This window comes from Mycobacterium sp. NGS62 (assembly GCF_059812285.1).
This window is the reverse complement of the sequence record NZ_JCALCK010000001.1, coordinates 404,395-423,260: the sequence shown is the minus strand read 5'-3', so window position 1 is coordinate 423,260 and position 18,866 is coordinate 404,395. Positions and strand designations below refer to the sequence as shown.

16 protein-coding genes are annotated in these 18,866 nt (G+C 68.6%); 14 read left to right on the top strand and 2 right to left on the bottom strand.

All coding sequences use genetic code 11. The annotated features are described in order from the left end of the window. The first annotated feature begins 137 nt into the window (after nt 1–137). A complete protein-coding gene (locus tag AC5Y49_RS02070; RefSeq protein WP_499884152.1) occupies nt 138–1,034 on the top strand; it encodes a mycobacterial-type methylenetetrahydrofolate reductase in 897 nt (298 codons plus the stop codon). Here AC5Y49_RS02070 and AC5Y49_RS02065 read toward each other — a convergent pair. Both AC5Y49_RS02065 and AC5Y49_RS02060 read right to left on the bottom strand, forming a co-directional pair. Continuing rightward, a complete protein-coding gene (locus AC5Y49_RS02065; protein WP_499884622.1) occupies nt 1,031–1,681 on the bottom strand; it encodes an LppM family (lipo)protein in 651 nt (216 codons plus the stop codon). The genes AC5Y49_RS02070 and AC5Y49_RS02065 overlap by 4 nt on opposite strands. Before the next feature lie 75 nt (nt 1,682–1,756). Beyond that, nucleotides 1,757–2,350, bottom strand: a complete 594-nt coding sequence (locus AC5Y49_RS02060) for a GNAT family N-acetyltransferase (protein WP_499884151.1) — start codon at nt 2,348–2,350, stop codon at nt 1,757–1,759. A gap of 203 nt (nt 2,351–2,553) precedes the next feature. Here AC5Y49_RS02060 and AC5Y49_RS02055 point away from each other — a divergent pair, with 203 nt between their 5' ends. The 13 genes from AC5Y49_RS02055 (at nt 2,554) to AC5Y49_RS01995 (ending at nt 18,782) form a co-directional block, all read left to right on the top strand. Then, complete coding sequence (locus AC5Y49_RS02055; RefSeq protein ID WP_499884150.1) at nt 2,554–2,955, top strand: SCO2097 family morphological protein; 402 nt, start codon at nt 2,554–2,556, stop codon at nt 2,953–2,955. Nucleotides 2,956–3,259: 304 nt separating this feature from the next. Beyond that, nucleotides 3,260–3,691, top strand: coding sequence for a division/cell wall cluster transcriptional repressor MraZ (gene mraZ, locus AC5Y49_RS02050; protein WP_499884621.1), 432 nt, complete (start codon nt 3,260–3,262; stop codon nt 3,689–3,691). Further along, entirely contained in the window at nt 3,666–4,913 is a 1,248-nt protein-coding gene (gene rsmH / locus AC5Y49_RS02045; RefSeq protein WP_499884149.1) for a 16S rRNA (cytosine(1402)-N(4))-methyltransferase RsmH, read from the top strand. The genes mraZ and rsmH overlap by 26 nt, the downstream gene beginning before the upstream one ends. Next, on the top strand, nt 4,913–5,959 hold the full coding sequence (ftsL, locus tag AC5Y49_RS02040; protein ID WP_499884148.1) for a cell division protein FtsL: 1,047 nt from the start codon (nt 4,913–4,915) through the stop codon (nt 5,957–5,959). Before rsmH ends, ftsL begins: the two co-directional genes overlap by 1 nt. A 65-nt stretch (nt 5,960–6,024) precedes the next feature. Further along, entirely contained in the window at nt 6,025–7,926 is a 1,902-nt protein-coding gene (locus tag AC5Y49_RS02035) for a peptidoglycan D,D-transpeptidase FtsI family protein (RefSeq protein WP_499884620.1), read from the top strand. A gap of 93 nt (nt 7,927–8,019) precedes the next feature. Beyond that, the gene (locus AC5Y49_RS02030) at nt 8,020–9,555 is read left to right on the top strand and encodes a UDP-N-acetylmuramoyl-L-alanyl-D-glutamate--2,6-diaminopimelate ligase (protein WP_499884147.1); all 1,536 of its coding nucleotides are present in this window, start codon (nt 8,020–8,022) and stop codon (nt 9,553–9,555) included. Next, the gene (locus AC5Y49_RS02025; protein ID WP_499884146.1) at nt 9,552–11,033 is read left to right on the top strand and encodes a UDP-N-acetylmuramoyl-tripeptide--D-alanyl-D-alanine ligase; all 1,482 of its coding nucleotides are present in this window, start codon (nt 9,552–9,554) and stop codon (nt 11,031–11,033) included. Before AC5Y49_RS02030 ends, AC5Y49_RS02025 begins: the two co-directional genes overlap by 4 nt. Next, a complete protein-coding gene (gene mraY, locus AC5Y49_RS02020) occupies nt 11,030–12,109 on the top strand; it encodes a phospho-N-acetylmuramoyl-pentapeptide-transferase (protein WP_499884145.1) in 1,080 nt (359 codons plus the stop codon). Before AC5Y49_RS02025 ends, mraY begins: the two co-directional genes overlap by 4 nt. Nucleotides 12,110–12,113: 4 nt before the next feature. Continuing rightward, the gene (murD, locus tag AC5Y49_RS02015) at nt 12,114–13,580 is read left to right on the top strand and encodes a UDP-N-acetylmuramoyl-L-alanine--D-glutamate ligase (protein ID WP_499884619.1); all 1,467 of its coding nucleotides are present in this window, start codon (nt 12,114–12,116) and stop codon (nt 13,578–13,580) included. Between the two features lie 6 nt (nt 13,581–13,586). Continuing rightward, on the top strand, nt 13,587–15,185 hold the full coding sequence (gene ftsW / locus AC5Y49_RS02010) for a putative lipid II flippase FtsW (RefSeq protein WP_499884144.1): 1,599 nt from the start codon (nt 13,587–13,589) through the stop codon (nt 15,183–15,185). Next, on the top strand, nt 15,182–16,378 hold the full coding sequence (murG, locus tag AC5Y49_RS02005; protein WP_499884143.1) for an undecaprenyldiphospho-muramoylpentapeptide beta-N-acetylglucosaminyltransferase: 1,197 nt from the start codon (nt 15,182–15,184) through the stop codon (nt 16,376–16,378). The genes ftsW and murG overlap by 4 nt, the downstream gene beginning before the upstream one ends. Beyond that, nucleotides 16,375–17,835, top strand: coding sequence for a UDP-N-acetylmuramate--L-alanine ligase (gene murC, locus AC5Y49_RS02000; RefSeq protein ID WP_499884142.1), 1,461 nt, complete (start codon nt 16,375–16,377; stop codon nt 17,833–17,835). Before murG ends, murC begins: the two co-directional genes overlap by 4 nt. Beyond that, nucleotides 17,829–18,782 carry a cell division protein FtsQ/DivIB gene (locus AC5Y49_RS01995; RefSeq protein WP_499884141.1) on the top strand — a complete coding sequence of 318 codons (954 nt, stop codon included), beginning with the start codon at nt 17,829–17,831 and terminating at the stop codon, nt 18,780–18,782. The genes murC and AC5Y49_RS01995 overlap by 7 nt, the downstream gene beginning before the upstream one ends. Nucleotides 18,783–18,866: the final 84 nt, after the last annotated feature.

Here is an 18,866-nt window from a genome sequence, read left to right as displayed (position 1 = left end):
TCGACAGGCTCACTATCTGCCGCCTATGCTGGCCTGAAACCTGCGCAAGGTCGCCCGGTGTTCGAGAAGACGCGGCGAGGCGCGGCGCGGCAAAGACTGCCGTTGCAAAAAGTAGTCATTCGACGAGGAGCGACCTTGTGACTCTCAACACCATCGCGCTCGAGTTGGTACCGCCGAACGTGGATCGTGGCCCGCAACAGGCGATCGAGGATGCCCGCAAAGTGCTGCAGTTCTCCGCGGACGCCGGCATCGGCGGCCGGATCGAGCACGTGATGATGCCCGGGATGATCGCCGAGGAGGACGATCGGCCTGTCGAGATGAAACCGAAGCTCGACGTACTGGACTTCTGGCGCGCGATCACCCCGGAGTTACCCGGGGTGCGTGGGCTGTGCACCCAGGTCACCGCGTTCTCCGACGAGCTGTCTCTGAGCCGACGGCTGAGCGATCTGGTTGATGCCGGCATCGAGGGCGTGGTCTTCGTCGGTGTGCCCCGCACCATGCAGGACGGCGAGGGCTCCGGCGTCGCGCCTACCGACGCCCTATCGATCTATCGCGAGCAGGTGGCTAACCGCGGCGTGATCATGATTCCCACTCGGGCCGAGGAAGCCGGGCGGTTTAACTTCAAGTGCAATCAGGGTGCGACGTTCGCCCTGACCCAGCTGTTGTATTCCGACGCGATCGTGGGGTTTTTGACCGACTTCGCCAAGCAGACCGACCACCGGCCCGAGATCCTGCTCTCGTTTGGTTTCGTGCCGAAGGTCGAAAATCGGATCGGCCTGATCAATTGGCTCATCCAGGACCCGGGCAACGCCGCGGTCGCTGATGAGCAGGCCTTCGTCAAGACATTGGCGAACAGTGAACCTGCTCAACGGCGCAAGCTGATGGTCGACCTCTACCAGCGGGTGATCGATGGTGTCGCCGAGCTGGGCTATCCGTTGAGCATTCATTTCGAGGCGACGTATGGCGTCTCCGCGGCGGCTTTCGAGACCTTCGCAGAGATGCTGGACTACTGGTCGCCCCCTGCCACGGCTTAGCTGGACGATCGGTCGCCGGGTTCGACGAACCGGGGGGAGCGGTCGCGACCCACCCAGGCCAGCACCGCCACTAGTCCGGCGACTCCGAGCGAGGCCAGGCCCAGCCACCACGCGGCGCCGCGAAAGGAGCGGGTGCTGGGATCGGTATACCGGGCCTGGGCGGTCATGGTGCTGACGATGCCCGGCTTGAGCTTCCACGCGACCAGCTCCGAATCGATCCGCTCGCCGTTGGTGGAGGTCACCGGGCCGGGGAAAGCCACCGTCAGTTCGACGTCCGCGTCGGGGTCGGTCAGCGACGTCAAATCGGCCCGGCCTTCCAGAATCACCAGGTTGCCCGCCCTGCGCAACGTCAAGTTCACGCCCTGGGCATCGGGATTCATGCTCGCCAGCTGCGGCACTTCGGCGAAGGTCAAATCGGAGAACACCGCCTGGGACCCCACATAGCCGTCGCGATCGTATTTGGAGATCGCCACCTTCTGGCTGAAGGCCAGGTTCGAGTCAAGTTGCGGTCCCGCGTCCTTGTCGGAGCGTGGTTTGGCCGCGGCAATGATGCTCCCGGAAACCGTGTCGTCCGGCGAGATCGTGATCGACGCCTTGACCCGCAGGCATCCGGCTGCCAGCGGCACCACCAACAGCAGCAGCGCCATCGTCAGAACGCGACGTCCGACGAGCCGTCCGGTCAGCAACTGGGCGCGCACCAGGTCATCGTGCCAGACGCACGGCTACAGCGGCAGCGTGCGGCCCAGGATTGCGAACGCCCGTGGGTCGCCGGCGAAATGGTAGCCGCGGATCAGATCGGTGAAGCCGAGCCGCCGGTATAACCGCCAGGCCCGATTGGCCTCGCCGTTGATCTCTGGCGTGGACAGCAGCACGTTGGCCTCCTCGCGGCCGGCCAGTAGCCGTCGCGCCAGCGCCTCACCCAGACCGCGACCTTGGGCTCGCGGGTGTATGTGCAGTTCGGTCAGCTCGAAGTAGCTGCCCATCAGGCTGGCGATCTGCGGGCCGGGAAACCCTCCGCGCTGCAAACCCGCCACCACTTGCTGCTGCCACCACTGGTCCGGCGAGCCGCAATAGCCGTAGGCGACACCGAGAAGCGGCGCCGCGCCCAGATCGGCGGTCGACGGAGGGTCGGCGCTGGCTACTTCCACGACGCCCACCGCCTGCCACCCGTGGCGTCGCGAGTGTTCCAGCCAGACTGCGGCGCGCTGGTTTTCGGTGCCGGGCGGATACCGCATCGCGTCGACGTACACGCCCAGGGCGTCACCGAGTCGGCGCTCCATATCGTGCGGTGGCAGGTCGATGAAGAATGTCGCCACCTCGCGGTGCCTCCTCAGGGGTCATTTGGTGCACTGCTTCCACCCGTCATTATCGGACCGGCAGTCTCGTGCCGACCGCTAATCAGCGCGGCTACAATCAGCTGTCGAACCAGTGGTATGGCGTAGATCCACCTCGTATCATCTGAGTTAGGTGCCCACGCAAGGGCATCGTCACGCAACAGCTTGTCGGCAAGGAGGGACGAATGCCACTCTCCGATCATGAGCAGCGGATGCTCGACCAGATCGAGAGCGCTCTCTATGCCGAAGACCCCAAATTTGCATCGAGCGTCCGTGGCGGCGGATTCCGAGCGCCGACTGCGCGGCGGCGCGTACAGGGCGCGGCGCTGTTCGTGGTGGGGCTGGCGATGTTGGTATCGGGGGTGGCGTTCAAGGCCACCTGGATGATCGGGCTCCCGATCTTGTCCGTCCTGGGGTTCGTCGTCATGTTCGGCGGTGTCGTTTTCGCCATCACCGGCCCGCGGCTATCCGGTCGCCGTGACCACCCGGGATCGACGCCGAGTGTGCGCCAACGCCGCTCCAAGGGGACTGGCGGGTCCTTCACCAGCCGGATGGAAGACCGGTTTCGCCGCCGCTTCGACGACTGACAGCTAACTGATCAAGGGGCGGCCTCGGCCGCCCCTTTTTTGCTGCCTCACAGCAGTCACGTCGACGACCGGTAGGGCAGTGGCCCCCACAACGCCCCACCCACCAAAATCTGAGCGCTGAACTGGTGGTTTCTTGGTCAGACCACGATGCGCGAGGTACCTGTATGACCGGCCCCGAGGGGGCGCTGGCTGGGAAACTCCAATTTACGTCGCACTAAATGGGGCAAAGTGGGGAATTGTGGGGTATGGTGGCTGAAGTCGGGGTGAGGAGGGTCCCAGACTCCGCACGGTGGGAGGTGGCCAGATGTTTCTGGGCACCTACACGCCCAAGCTCGACGACAAGGGGCGGCTCACGCTGCCCGCCAAGTTTCGCGACGCGTTGGCAGGGGGGTTGATGGTCACCAAGAGCCAAGATCACAGCCTCGCCGTCTACCCCCGCGCGGAATTCGAGCAACTCGCGCGCAGGGCAAGCAAAGTGTCACGAAGCAACCCGGAGGCTCGGGCGTTCCTGCGCAACCTGGCCGCCGGGACCGACGAACAACATCCCGACGCCCAAGGCCGGATTACGTTATCGGCCGACCATCGCCGTTACGCCAACCTGTCGAAGGATTGTGTGGTGATCGGATCGGTGGACTACCTCGAGATCTGGGACGCGCAGGCCTGGAACGACTACCAACAGACCCACGAAGAGAACTTCTCCGCGGCCAGCGATGAAGCACTCGGCGACATCATCTGAGGCGCATGCCCGTGCATCGTGGCCTCTGCCCGAACCGACCCTGACGTACTTCCCCAACGCCAGGTTCGCGCTATCGGACAGGGACCTCGATGTGCGGGCGATCGCAAGCGCGGCGAAGCCGGGCGCCGCGGGTCGCGCGCCGATCGGCCAGGCGTCCGCCCGGCCGCGGCGGGTCGCCGACCGACCGGTCATTCGTCGGGGAGTTGATGCCATGCCTGACGCCACAGACGATTTCGGCCATGTACCGGTGCTGGCCGACCGCTGTGTTGAGTTGCTCAGCCCGGCGCTGACCAGACATCATTCCGACGGGTCAGGGGCGACTCTCGTCGACGCCACCATCGGCGCCGGCGGGCATGCGGAGCGTTTCCTCAGCGCACTGCCGGGGCTGCACCTGATCGGCCTCGACCGCGATCCCACTGCGCTCGACATCGCCGGCTCGCGGCTGGCACGCTTCACCGACCGGGTCAAGCTAGTCCACACCCGATATGACGGCATCACCGCTGCTTTGGCTGAATCGGATTATCTGCCAACGGGTTCGGTAGACGGAGTGCTCTTCGACCTCGGAGTTTCGTCCATGCAGCTGGATCGCAGCGAGCGAGGCTTCTCCTACGCCCAAGACGCGCCGTTGGACATGCGGATGGACCCGACGTCTCCGCTGACCGCGGCCGACATCGTCAACAACTATGACGAGCGCACGCTCGCCGATGTCCTGCGCCGCTACGGCGAGGAGCGGTTCGCGCGCCGCATCGCCGCACAGATTGTCCGGCGACGCGGCGCCGCCGCGTTCACGACCACCGGCGAGTTGGTAGAGCTTATTTATCAAGCGATTCCGGCCCCGGCCCGGCGCACCGGCGGTCACCCGGCCAAACGGACGTTTCAGGCGTTGCGGATAGCGGTCAATGCCGAACTGGATTCGTTGGCCAACGCCCTGCCGGCTGCGTTGGAGGCCCTGGCTGTCGGTGGGCGCATCGTGATACTGGCGTATCAGTCGCTGGAAGATCGCATCGTCAAACGCGCCTTCGCCGAAGCGACCTCCTCGCGCACGCCATCCGGTCTGCCGATCGAACTTCCCGAGCACTCAGCACAATTCACGTCTTTGACGCGTGGCGCCGAACGTTCCGGCGATGCCGAGATATTACGCAATCCGCGTAGCGCCGCCGTACGGCTGCGGGCCCTGCAACGAACTGAACCTCGGCGACGGGCAGCAAGGAGGGGTGATTGATGAAGGCCAAACGCGAAGCGCCACAGCGCGGCGGCGGCGATCGCCGTCGTGCGCACGACGATGCCCGCCGCAAGGTGAGGCGCCGGCCGGCGGAATCCCCGGCGGGGCGCCGCACCCGGGCGCGGACGGGGAAGGGCTCGGCGCCGGCCCGAGAGCCGCGAGTGTCACGATCAGCACCGCAAACGACGCCGATGTCTCGGCCCGCCGAGCGGGTGGCCCGGCCCAAGACCGCCAGCCAGGCCAAAGCCCGGGCGAAAGCGCGGAAAGCGAAAGCACCCAAAGTCATTCGGCCACCACTGCGCGACCGGGTGTTGGCCCGGCTGGCCTCGATCGATCTCCGGCCGCGCACATTGGCGGCCAAGGTGCCGTTCGTGGTGCTGGTCATCGGCTCGCTCGGCGCCGGGCTGGGCGTCACGCTGTGGTTGTCGACCGACTCCGCCGAGCGCTCCTACCAGTTGGGCGCCGCGCGCCAGACGAATCAGTTACTGCAGCAACAAAAAGAAGCACTCGAACGCGACGTGCTGGAAGCGCAGGCGGCGCCGGCGTTGGCTGAAGAAGCCCGCGATCTTGGAATGATCCCGACCAAAGACACCGCCCACTTGATTCAGGACCAAACGGGAACCTGGGTGGTGGTCGGCACGCCCAAGCCGGCCGAGGGCGTGCCGCCTCCGCCGCTGAACACCAAGCTGCCGGACGAGAAACCGGCGCCTCCGCCGGCAAGGTTGGAAGTGCCGGTGCAGGTCTCTCCGGGCAATGGCGCGCCGATCGGGCCCGGAACGTCGGGGCCGCAGGTTCTGGTCCGCGATCCCAACGGGGCAACGACCCTGGGCATCCAGCACCTGCCCACCAATGCCGCACCCCCGGTGCCCGGCGCGCCCGGCGCACCGGCAGTGGTTCCGCCGCCGGGTCCGCTTCCGGCACCGGCAGCTGTCGTGCCCGCTCCGCCGGCTGCTGTGCCCGCTGCGCCGCCGGCCCCGGCCGCTCCGCCGACTAACGGCGAGCAGTTCGGCCCGCTGGCCGTCATAACGCCCGGTGGCGCCAGGTGAAGGGCGCAAGCCGCTCAGGCACCCGCAAGCCAAGGCGGGCAACCGAAGCCGAGCGGGCCAACCGGATCAAAAAGCCGAAAGCAGCGGCGGCGCGGACCAAAAGCACGCCCAACGGCCACTCAGCGCGGGTCCGGCGTACCCGGCAGGCAGTGGATATGGGAGTACGCGGCGCGTCGTTCCTGTTCCGGCACCGGACCGGCAACGTGGTCATCTTCTTGGCGCTGCTCGTGGCGGTTGTGCAGCTTTTCTACTTGCAGGTTCCGCGCGCCGCCGGACTGCGGGCCGAAGCGGCCGGGCAGCTGAAGGTCACCGACGTTCAAGAGGCGGTTCGCGGCAGCATCGTCGACCGCAACAACAACCAGCTCGCATTCACCATCGAAGCCCGCGCGTTGACCTTCCAGCCGCGCAAGATCCGCAAGCAGCTTGCCGAGGCCAAGCAAAAGATGCCCAGCAGCCCCGACCCGCAGCAGCGACTGCGCGAGATCGCCAAGGAAGTCGCCGCGCGGCTGAACAACAAACCCAATTCGGCCACGGTGCTGAAGAAGTTGCAGAGCGACGAAACGTTCGTCTACCTGGCGCGCGCTGTCGACCCGGCCATCGCGAGCGCCATCACCACCAACTACCCGGAGGTGGGCGCCGAACGTCAGGACCTGCGCCAATATCCGGGTGGATCGCTGGCGGCCAACATCGTCGGCGGCATCGACTGGGACGGTCACGGCCTGCTTGGCCTGGAGGACTCGCTGGACGCCGCGCTGGCCGGAACCGACGGCTCCATCACCTACGACCGCGGGTCCGACGGCGTGGTGATCCCGGGCAGCTACCGCAACCAGCACAAGGCAGTCAACGGATCGACCGTTCAGCTCACCATCGACGACGACATCCAGTTCTATGTCCAGCAACAGGTGCAGCTAGCCAAGAATCTGTCCGGAGCCCACAACGTCTCGGCCGTCGTGCTCGACGCCAAAACGGGTGAAGTACTGGCAATGTCGAACGACAACACCTTCGACCCGTCCCAGGACATCGGACGCCAGGGCGACAAGGAGATGGGCAACCTGCCGGTTTCCTCACCGTTCGAACCGGGTTCGGTGAACAAGATCATCACCGCGTCATCAGTCATCGAACACGGCCTGAGCAACCCAGACGAGGTTCTGCAGGTGCCCGGCTCGATCCACATGGGCGGTGTCACCGTGCACGACGCCTGGAACCACGGCGTGACGCCCTACACCACGACAGGCGTGTTCGGGAAGTCGTCCAACGTGGGCACACTCATGCTGGCCCAGCGGGTTGGCCCGGATCGCTGGTTCGACATGCTTCGCAAGTTCGGTCTGGGCCAGCGCACCGGTGTCGGCCTGCCTGGTGAGAGCGCGGGGCTGGTGCCGCCGATCGACCAATGGTCAGGCAGCACCTTCTCTAACCTGCCTATCGGGCAAGGACTTTCGATGACCCTGCTGCAGATGGCCGGTATGTACCAGGCCATCGCGAATGACGGGCTGCGGATGCCGCCGCGCATCGTCAAGGCGACCATCGCGCCTGATGGCACCCGAACCGAAGAGCCGCGCCCGCAAGGCGTCCGGGTGGTGTCGTCGCAGACCGCGCAGACCGTACGCAACATGTTGCGCGCCGTCGTGCAGCGAGACCCGATGGGTTACCAGCAGGGCACCGGGCCGGCGGCCGCCGTCGAGGGCTACCAGATCTCCGGCAAGACCGGCACGGCCCAACAGATCAATCCCGCCTGCGGCTGCTACTTCGATGACGTCTACTGGATCACGTTCGCCGGCATGGCCACCACCGACAACCCGCGGTATGTCATCGGCATCATGATGGACAACCCGCACCATGCCGCCGACGGGTCGCCCGGGACATCGGCCGCTCCTCTGTTCCACAACATCGCGGGCTGGCTGTTGCAGCGCGAGAATGTCCCGCTGTCAGCCGATCCCGGCCCGCCGTTGACACTGCAAGCGCTGTAGCCGTCCAGCGCTACCCGGCGAAGCCCCTATCGGCAGGTGGCTCGATAAGGTGTCATCGCTGATCGTGGCGGCTTCGGACCATGGCGGGAGGTGATGACGGTGGCTACGGTAGTGCGGCCCAGCGCTGTCGACGCCGTACCGCTGCCGACGCTGGCCGCCCAGGTAGGCGCCGTGCCGGCCGAGGGCAGCGCCGTCCCGCAGGTGCAGATCACCGGCGTGACGTTGCGGGCGCAGGACGTACAGTTCGGAGACCTGTTCGCAGCATTGACGGGCTCCTCCACACATGGCGCCCGTTATGCCGGCGACGCGGTCGAGCGCGGCGCGGTGGCGGTGCTCACCGATGCCGACGGTGTTGCCGAACTGGGTGCCGCGGTCCTCGGACGCGTGCCGGTGCTGATTCACCCGGATCCGCGGCGCGTCCTGGGGGCGCTGGCGGCCACCGTCTATGGACGGCCCTCCGATCGGCTCGTCGTCGTCGGGATCACCGGAACGTCGGGTAAGACCACGACGACCTATCTGCTTGAGGCCGGTTTACGGGCGGCCGGACGCGCGGTCGGGCTGATCGGGACCATCGGCATCCGCATTAACGGGGCCGACGTTCCCAGCGCGCTGACCACACCCGAGGCGCCCGCGCTGCAGGCCCAGCTCGCTGTGATGGCCGAACGCGGTGTGGACACCGTGGTGATGGAAGTGTCCAGCCATGCACTGGCCCTGGGGCGGGTCGACGGAACCGCCTTTGCCGTCGGGGGTTTCACCAACTTGTCTCGCGATCACTTGGACTTTCACTCGAGCATGGCTGAGTATTTCGAGGCCAAAGCACGATTGTTCGACGCTGCTTCACCGGTGCACGCCCGTACCGCGGTGGTCTGCATCGACGACGACGCCGGCCGCGTAATGGCCGAGCGCGCCGAGAGCGTGGTCACGGTCAGTGCTGCGGGCCGGGCCGCGGACTGGCGCGCCGAGGGCGTGGCCGCGGACGGCGCCGGGCAACAGTTCACCGCTGTCGACCCGGCCGGCGTGCACCACCGGGTGGGCATTCGGTTGCCGGGGAGCTACAACATCGCCAATGCCCTTCTCGCACTGGCCATCCTGGATGCGCTCGGGGTGTCCCCCGAGCAGGCGGCGACCGGCCTCCGCGACACCGCGGTCCCGGGGCGGCTCGAGCAGATCGACCGCGGCCAGGACTTCCTGGCGCTGGTCGACTACGCCCACAAGCCGGGCGCGCTAGGTGCGGTGCTGCAATCGCTGCGCCGCCCCGGCAGCCGCCTGGCGGTGGTCTTCGGGGCCGGCGGCGACCGTGACCCGGGCAAACGGGCACCGATGGGCAGAATCGCCGCGGAGCTGGCCGAGTTGGTGGTCGTCACCGACGACAACCCACGCGGGGAGGACCCGGCCGCGATTCGCCATGAGATCCTGGCCGGCGCCGCCGACGCCGGCAGCGCGGCGGAGATCGTCGAAATCGGCGATCGGCGCGCGGCGATCCGGCATGCGGTCGCCTGGGCGGGCCCCGATGACGTCGTGCTGATCACCGGCAAGGGCCATGAAACCGGGCAGAGCTGCGGCGGGCACACTCGCCCGTTCGATGACCGGGTCGAACTGGCCGCCGCGTTGGAGGAGCGGCGCCGGTGATAGCCCTGACCCTCGCGCAGATCGCCGAGATCGTCGGCGGCGAGCTGGTCGACATCTCGCCGGAAGGCGCAGCAGACTTGCGCGTCACCGGAACAGTCGAATTCGACTCCCGCAAGATCGCGCCCGGCGGCTTGTTCCTGGCCCTGCCCGGCGCACATACCGACGGACACGACCATGCCGCGGCGGCCGTGACCGCGGGCGCGGTCGCAGTGCTGGCGGCCCGACCAGTCGGCGTGCCGGCGATCGTGGTGCGTCCCGACGCCAACGCCGCCCGCAGAAGCGGCGTGCTCGAGTACGACACCGACGGATCGGGCGCGGCGGTGCTGGCGGCGCTGGCCAAGCTCGCCACGGCAGTGGCGGCTGAACTCGTCGCGCAAGGACTGACCATCGTGGGGATCACCGGCTCGTCGGGCAAGACGTCGACCAAGGACCTGCTGGCTGCCGTGCTCGCCCCACTGGGCGAGGTGATCGCACCGCCCGGATCGTTCAACAACGAACTGGGCCATCCCTGGACTGTCCTGCGTGCCAGCGAGCGCACCGACTACTTGGTCCTGGAACTGTCGGCGCGCCACCCGGGCAACATCGCCGCGCTGGCCGCGATCGCGCCGCCCAGCATCGGGGTGGTCCTCAACGTCGGCACCGCGCACTTGGGCGAGTTCGGCTCCCGGCAAGCCATTGCTGACACCAAATCTGAGCTACCACAAGCTATTCCACAATCTGGAGTGGTCGTGCTCAACGTCGACGATCCGGCGGTGGCGGCGATGGCCGACAAAACCGCGGCCCGGGTAGTCAAGGTCAGCCGGCAGCCCGCCGACGTATGGGCCGGCCCGGTTACCCTCGACGAGTTGGCCAGGCCGCAGTTCACGCTGCATGCCGGCGGGCACGCCGTCGATGTCGGGCTGGCCGTACACGGCGACCACCACGTCAGCAATGCGTTGTGCGCGGCAGCGGTCGCGCTGGAGTGCGGGGCCACCGTCGAACAGGTGGCCACCGCGCTGGCCGGGGCACACCCGGTGTCGCAGCACCGCATGCGGGTGAGCAGCCTCGACGACGGGGTGACCGTCATCGACGATGCCTACAACGCCAACCCGGATTCGATGCGGGCCGGCCTGCAGGCATTGGCTTGGATGGCCCGCGGCGGGCGGCGCAGTTGGGCGGTGCTGGGCGAGATGGCCGAACTCGGCGAGGACGCCATATCCGAGCACGACCGCATCGGCCGGTTAGCGGTGCGCTTAGATGTGACTCGACTCATTGTCGTGGGAACAGGGAGGGCTATGAGCGCCATGCACCACGGCGCGGTCATGGAGGGCTCGTGGGGTGGCGAAGCCGATATCGTCGCCGACGCCGATGCCGCCCTGGCACTGCTGCGGGCCGAACTGCAGTCCGGAGATGTGGTGCTGGTCAAGGCCTCTAATGCCGCCGGGCTGGGGGCGCTCGCCGACGCGCTGACGGCAGGCGCCCGGGGCGCTGGCCGATGATTCAAATCCTCATTGCCGTCGGCATCGCGCTGACGGTCTCCATCGTGCTCACCCCGCTGTTGATCCGGCTCTTCACCAGGCAGGGATTCGGCCACGAGATCCGCGAGGACGGCCCACCCAGCCACCAGACCAAGCGCGGCACCCCGTCGATGGGCGGGGTGGCGATTCTGGCCGGCATTTGGGCGGGTTACCTGGGCACCCACGTCGTGGGCCTGGCGCTCGACGGCGGGGGGCCGTCCGCATCGGGCCTGCTGGTGCTGTTCTTGGCCACCGCACTGGGCGGCGTCGGATTTGTCGACGACCTGATCGGGATCCGCCGCTCGCGCAACCTCGGGCTGAACAAGACGGCCAAAACGGTGGGGCAGATCACCGCTGCCCTGCTGTTCGGGGTGCTGGTGCTGCAGTTCCGCAACAATGCCGGGCTGACACCGGGCAGCGCCGATCTGTCCTATGTGCGTGAAATCGCCACCGTCACACTGGCTCCCGGACTGTTCGTGCTGTTTTGCGTGGTCATGGTCAGCGCCTGGTCCAACGCGGTGAACTTCACTGACGGCCTGGACGGGCTGGCGGCCGGGGCGATGGCGATGGTCACCGCGGCGTACGTGCTGATCACGTTCTGGCAGTACCGCAACGCCTGCGCCACCGCGCCGGGCCTGGGTTGCTACAACGTGCGCGACCCGCTGGACCTGGCACTGATCGCTGCCGCAACGGCCGGCGCCTGTATCGGCTTTTTGTGGTGGAACGCCGCGCCGGCCAAGATCTTCATGGGCGACACCGGATCCCTGGCGCTGGGTGGCATCATCGCCGGGCTGTCGGTGACCAGCCGGACCGAGATCCTCGCGGTGGTGCTCGGTTCGCTGTTCGTCGCCGAGATCGTCTCGGTGGTGCTGCAGATCCTGACGTTTCGCACCACCGGGCGGCGGGTGTTCCGGATGGCGCCCTTTCACCATCACTTCGAGTTGGTCGGCTGGGCCGAAACCACGGTGATCATCCGGTTCTGGCTGTTGACCGCGATCAGTTGCGGCCTGGGTGTGGCGCTGTTCTACAGCGAATGGCTCGCGGCCGCCGGCGACTGACATGATGCTTCACCCGCTGTCTGCCGGTGCCTCCGTACTAGTGACCGGCGGCGGTGTCACCGGAAAGTCGGTGCTGACCGCGTTGGCCGCGCTGGGTGCGACGGCAATCCTGTGCGACGACGACCCGACCACCCGGCAGCTACACGCCGACGCCGGAGTGGCGACCGTGACGCCGTCGGCGGCCGCCGAGCGTATCGGCGATTACGCCCTGGTGATCACCAGCCCGGGTTTCCGGCCGACCGCGCCGGTGCTGGTGGCCGCCGCCGCGGCCGGCATCCCTATCTGGGGCGACGTCGAGCTGGCTTGGCGGCTCGACGCATCCGGTCATTACGGGCCGCCGCGGCGCTGGCTGGCGGTCACCGGCACCAACGGCAAGACCACCACTACGTCGATGTTGCAGGCCATGCTGAGCGCCGCGGGCCGGGACGCCCGGCTCTGCGGCAACATCGGCAAACCGGTGCTGGACGCCCTCCGCGAGCCCGCTGACCTGCTGGCCGTCGAACTGTCCAGCTTCCAGCTGCACTGGGCGCCGTCGGTGCGGCCCGAGGCCGGCGTGGTGCTCAATATCGCCGAGGACCACCTGGACTGGCATGCCACGATGGCCGACTACACCGCCGCCAAGGCGCAGGTGCTCGGCGGTCGGGTCGCCGTCGTCGGGCTCGACGACATCCGGGCGGCCGCGCTGCTGGACAGCGCGCCGGCCCCGGTGCACGTCGGATTCCGCCTCGGCGAACCCGCCGTCGGGCAACTCGGCGTACGCGACGGCATGCTGATCGACCGAGCGTTTTTCTCAGCCGGCTCCGACGGCCTGGCGCTGGCACCCGTCGCGTCGATACCGGTGCCCGGTCCGGTTGGCGTGCTCGACGCGCTGGCCGCGGCGGCGCTGGCCCGCAGCGTCGGGGTCGGCGCCGACGCGATCGCCGACGCCCTGGCGGGGTTCCAGGTCGGCCGGCATCGTGCCGAGGTGGTCGCCGTCGTCGACGGAATCAGCTACGTCGACGATTCCAAGGCCACCAACCCGCACGCCGCCGAGGCGTCGGTGCTGGCTTACCCGCGGGTGGTGTGGATCGCCGGCGGTCTGCTCAAGGGCGCGTCGATCGACACGACCGTGGCCAGGATCGCAAATCGCCTGGTCGGAGCGGTGCTGATCGGTCGTGACCGGGCCGCGGTTGCCGAGGCGTTATCACGACACGCGCCCGATGTCCCCGTCGTACAGGTTGTGACAGGCGAGGATATTGATATGCATGCGACTGCTGAGTCTTCTGTTACTCCTGTGACAAGAGTTGTTCAGGTGCCCGACCAGGCCGTCGGCAGTCGCGTGATGAGCGCGGCCGTGGCCGCCGCGCGCGATCTGGCCGCTCCCGGCGACACCGTGCTACTGGCGCCGGCTGGCGCATCCTTCGACCAGTTCAGCGGTTATGCCGACCGGGGCGACGCATTCGCGGCCGCCGCACGTGCCACGACTCGGTAGCCACGGGTGAGCAACGCGCTGACCCGGTTACTGCGCCGGGGCACGAAGGGCGGGGAGACGGCGGAGGCGGACGCACCCGACAAGGCCGCGGCCCCCACCAGCGCGTCACGCGGTCCGCGGACCCGGTTCGGCGCCTGGCTAGGCCGGCCCATGACGTCGTTTCACCTGATCATCGCCGTGGCAGCGCTGTTGACCACGCTCGGCCTGACCATGGTGCTCTCGGCGTCTGGCGTGCACTCGTATGACGCCGATGGGTCGGCCTGGATCATCTTCGGTAAGCAGGTGCTGTGGACGGTGATCGGCCTGATCGCCTGCTATGTGGCGTTACGGATGCCGGTGCAGTTCATGCGCCGGGTCGCCTTCACGGGCTTCGCATTCACGATCGTCTTGCTGGTGCTGGTGCTTGTCCCGGGCATCGGCACCATCTCCAACGGTTCCAGCGGGTGGTTCGTGATCCACGGATTCTCGATGCAGCCCTCCGAGCTGACCAAGATCGCGTTCGCCATCTGGGGTGCGCACCTGCTGGCCGCTCGACGCATGGAGCGCGCCACGCTGCGGGAGATGCTGATTCCGCTGGTGCCGGCCGCGGTGATCGCCCTGGCCTTGATCGTCGCCGAGCCCGATCTGGGGCAGACGGTGTCACTGGGCATCATCCTGCTGGCCCTGCTGTGGTACGCCGGGTTGCCGTTGCGGGTGTTCTGCAGCTCGCTGCTCGCGGTCATGGGGGCCGCGGCGATCCTGGCGGTGTCCGAGGGTTACCGCTCCGACCGGGTCCAATCCTGGCTGAATCCCGGCGCTGACTCACAGGGCGCCGGGTACCAGGCCAAACAGGCCAAGTATGCGCTGGCCAACGGCGGCATCTTCGGCGACGGCCTGGGTCAGGGCGCCGCCAAATGGAACTATCTGCCCAATGCCCACAACGACTTCATCTTCGCGATCATCGGCGAGGAACTCGGTTTCGTCGGCGCGTTCGGACTGCTGGCGCTGTTCGGCTTGTTCGCCTACACCGGCATGCGCATCGCGCGGCGCTCTGCCGACCCGTTCCTGCGGCTGCTGACCGCCACCATCACCTTGTGGATCGCCGGTCAGGTGTTCATCAACGTGGGCTATGTGATCGGTCTGCTGCCGGTCACCGGGATCCAGCTGCCGCTCATCTCGGCTGGTGGGACATCCACGGCCACAACACTTCTGATGATCGGAGTGATGGCCAATGCGGCCCGGCACGAACCTGAGGCTGTCGCCGCCCTGCGCGCCGGGCGCGACGACCGGATGAACCGGCTGTTGCGGCTGCCGTTGCCCGAGCCGTATTCGCCGACCCGGGTCGAAGCGCTGCGCGACCGCTTGCGGTCCCGCCCGCAACCACCCAAGCAGCAGCGCAAAGCTGACCGGGCCCCGTCGGGCGGCCGATCGGGCAGACCGCCGAAGATGGATCGACGGGTCCGGGGGGCCGGAAGCGCCGCCCGCCGGTCTGGGGGCCAGCACCCGGAGGTAGGCGCCGCCGCCCGCCTGCGGGGGCGGCATTATGGACGTGAACAGCGCTTCGCCGACCAGCGTCAGCTACGCGGCAAGCGCGCTCGCGCACTGGAAGGTCAGCGTTACGGGTGAACGACTCTGTCACAGAGCCGACCAGCGGGGTGAACAGCGACTCGGGAAGCCGGCCCGGTGGCCGGTCATTGTCGGTGGTGCTCGCTGGCGGCGGCACCGCCGGGCACGTCGAGCCCGCGATGGCCGTTGCGGACGCGCTGGTCGCACTGGATTCGCAGGTCCGGATCACCGCCTTGGGAACCGCGCGGGGCCTGGAAACCAAGCTGGTGCCCGAGCGTGGCTACCGTCTCGAGCTGATCACCCCGGTGCCGTTGCCGCGCAAGCCGACCGGAGATCTGGCCCGGTTGCCGGCGCGGGTGATGCGCGCAGTCCGCCAAACCCGCGCGGTGCTCGACGATGTCAATGCCGATGTGATCATCGGATTCGGTGGATACGTCGCGCTGCCCGCTTACCTCGCCGCCCGTCGCCGTCGCATTCCGGTGGTGATTCACGAGGCCAACGCCAGTGCCGGGTTGGCCAACCGGGTCGGCGCCCGCAATGCCCAGCGGGTGCTCTCGGCGGTGCCCGATCCCGGCTTGCCGCGCGCCGAAGTAGTCGGCGTGCCGGTCCGCGCGGCGATCACCGCCCTCGACCGCACGGCGTTGCGGGCCGAGGCGCGGGCGCATTTCGGTTTCGCCGACGATGCCCGAGTGCTGCTGGTGTTCGGCGGTTCGCAGGGCGCCGCGTCGATCAACCGGGCCGTCGCCGCGGCCGCCGCAGAGCTGGCCGCCGCCGGAGTGGCGGTGCTGCACGCCTACGGCGCCAAGAACATCATCGAGCTGCGCACCCCAGCGCCCGGCGACCCGCCATACGTCGCCGTGCCCTACCTGAGCCGGATGGACCTGGCGTATGCGGCGGCCGACCTGGCGATCTGCCGCTCCGGGGCGATGACGGTGGCCGAGGTCTCCGCGGTGGGCCTGCCCGCGGTGTACGTGCCGCTGCCGATCGGTAACGGCGAGCAGCGGCTCAACGCGCTCCCGGTGGTCAACGCCGGCGGCGGCCTGCTGGTCGCCGACGCCGACCTGACGCCGGGGTTTGTGGCCGAGCAAGTAGCCGTACTGCTGGGCGACGCGCCGCGGCTGTCGGCGATGACGGCTGCCGCGGCGCTGGCCGGGCACCCCGACGCGGCCGAGCAGGTGGCGCGCGCCGCGCTGGACGTCGCGCGCGAGGCGCGGGACGTAAAGCGCGCCAGAACCGGGCGGGGGCGGCGATGAGCGCCGAGTCGCTGCCACCCGACCTGCAGCGAGTCCACATGGTCGGCATCGGGGGAGCGGGCATGTCGGGGATCGCCCGCATCCTGCTCGACCGCGGCGGGAAGGTGTCGGGGTCCGACGCCAAGGAGTCGCGCGGGGTGCGGGCGCTGCGTGCCCGCGGCGCTCTGATCCGGATCGGCCACGATGCGTCGTCGCTGGATCTGCTGCCCGGCGGCGCCACCGCGGTCATCACCACGCATGCCGCGATCCCGAAAACCAACCCCGAGCTCGTCGAAGCCCGTCGGCGCGGCATTCCGGTGGTGTTGCGCCCGGCGGTGCTGGCCAAGCTGATGGCCGGGCGCACGACGCTGATGATCACTGGCACGCACGGGAAGACGACGACGACGTCGATGCTCATCGTCGCGCTGCAGCACTGCGGGTGCGACCCGTCCTTCGCGGTCGGCGGCGAGATGGGGGAGGCGGGCACCAACGCCCACCACGGCAGCGGCGACTGCTTTGTCGCCGAGGCCGACGAAAGTGACGGCTCGCTGCTGGAGTACACGCCCAACGTCGCCGTCGTCACCAACATCGAAGCGGACCATCTGGACTTCTTCGGCAGCGCCGATGCCTACGCCGCGGTGTTCGATTCGTTCGTCGAGCGTCTTGCCCCGGGCGGAGCACTCGTCGTCTGCACCGACGATCCCGGCGCGTCGGCGTTGGCCGAACGCACTGCGCCGCTGGGCATTCGGGTGCTTCGCTATGGAAGCGGCGCTGCGGAGCCGTTGAGCGGTGCGCTGCTGTCGTGGGAGCAGCAGGGCACCGGCGCGGTCGCCCACATCCAGTTGGCCGGTGAAGCGCATCCGCGGGTGATGCGGCTGGCGGTGCCGGGCCGGCACATGGCGCTCAACGCGTTAGGCGCGCTGCTGGCCGCGGTCGAGATCGGCGCGCCACCCGACGCGGTGCTCGACGGGCTGGCCGGTTTCGAGGGTGTGCGCCGCCGATTCGAGTTGATCGGAACCGCGGGGTCGGTGCGGGTATTCGACGACTACGCACACCATCCGACGGAGATCGGCGCGACGCTGGCGGCCGTGCGCACCCTGCTCGAGCAGGCCGGCAGCGGCCGGTCGCTGGTAATCTTCCAGCCGCATCTGTATTCGCGGACAAAGGATTTCGCTGCCGAGTTCGGCCACGCACTCAACGGCGCCGACGAGGTTTTCGTGCTCGACGTCTATGCCGCCCGTGAGCAGCCGCTGGCCGGCGTGAGCGGGGCCAGCGTCGCCGAGCATGTCAGCGTGCCGGTGCACTATCTGCCGGATTTCTCGGCCGTCGCCGAGGTGGTGGCCGCGGCGGCCGGCCCGGGTGATGTCGTCGTCACCATGGGCGCCGGCGACGTGACGATGCTCGGACCGGAAATCGTGACGGCGCTGCGGGTGCGGGCCAACCGCAGCGCGCCGGGCCGGCCGGGGGTGCTGTGGTGAGCGAACCAGACGACAGCCCGACCTCTGAGGCGGTCACTGAACCGATCGCGGCTACGCCGGCAGACCAGGAACCGGTCGAGCAGCCCGTCGACGATGCGGGCGGCGAAGGGCAAGCCGGGCAACCGGAGCCCGTCGAGGGTCCGCGGCGGCGCGCACGCAGGGAACGCGCCGAACGTCGCGCCGCGCAGGCCCGCGCCACCGCGATCGAGCATGCCCGACGAGAGGCCAAGCGGCGGGCCCGCGGAGGCGGTCTCAGCGAACCCAAACCCGTTCCGCGGGGTGCGGTTCGAGGACTGAAAATGGTGCTTGCGTCGGTGCTGGTGGCCCTGGCCGCCACCGGGCTGGGGCTGATCCTCTACTTCACGCCGGTGATGTCTGCGCGCAGCATCATCGTGACCGGGATCGGGGCGGTGACGCGCGACGAGGTGCTCGACGCGGCGAAGGTCCGGATTGGAACCCCGCTGCTGCAGATCAACACCGACGGGGTCGCCGACCGGGTGGCCGCGATTCGGCGGGTGGCCAGCGCGCGGGTGCAGCGCCAATACCCGTCGGCGCTCCGGATCACCATCGTCGAGCGGGTTCCAGTGGTGGTCAAAGACTTTCCCGACGGGCCGCATCTCTACGACCGCGACGGGGTCGACTTCGCCACCGCGCCGCCGCCGCCGGCGCTGCCCTATATCGACGTCGACAACCCCGGGCCGAACGACCCGGCCACCAAGGCGGCGCTCGAGGTTCTGACCGCGTTGCGCCCCGAGGTGGCCGGTCAGGTGGGCCGGATCGCGGCGCCGTCCGTCGCCTCGATCACGCTGACGCTGGCCGACGGGCGCACGGTGATCTGGGGGACCACCGACCGCACCGAGGAGAAGGCCGAGAAGCTGGCGGCGCTGTTGACGCAGCCGGGCCGGACGTACGACGTGTCCAGCCCGGATCTGCCGACCGTCAGGTAGTCGCGACCCCCACCCAGCCCGCAGCGCCACTCCAGCGTGACGCTCGACGTCGACCGCCACTCCAGCGTGACGCTCGGCATGTGG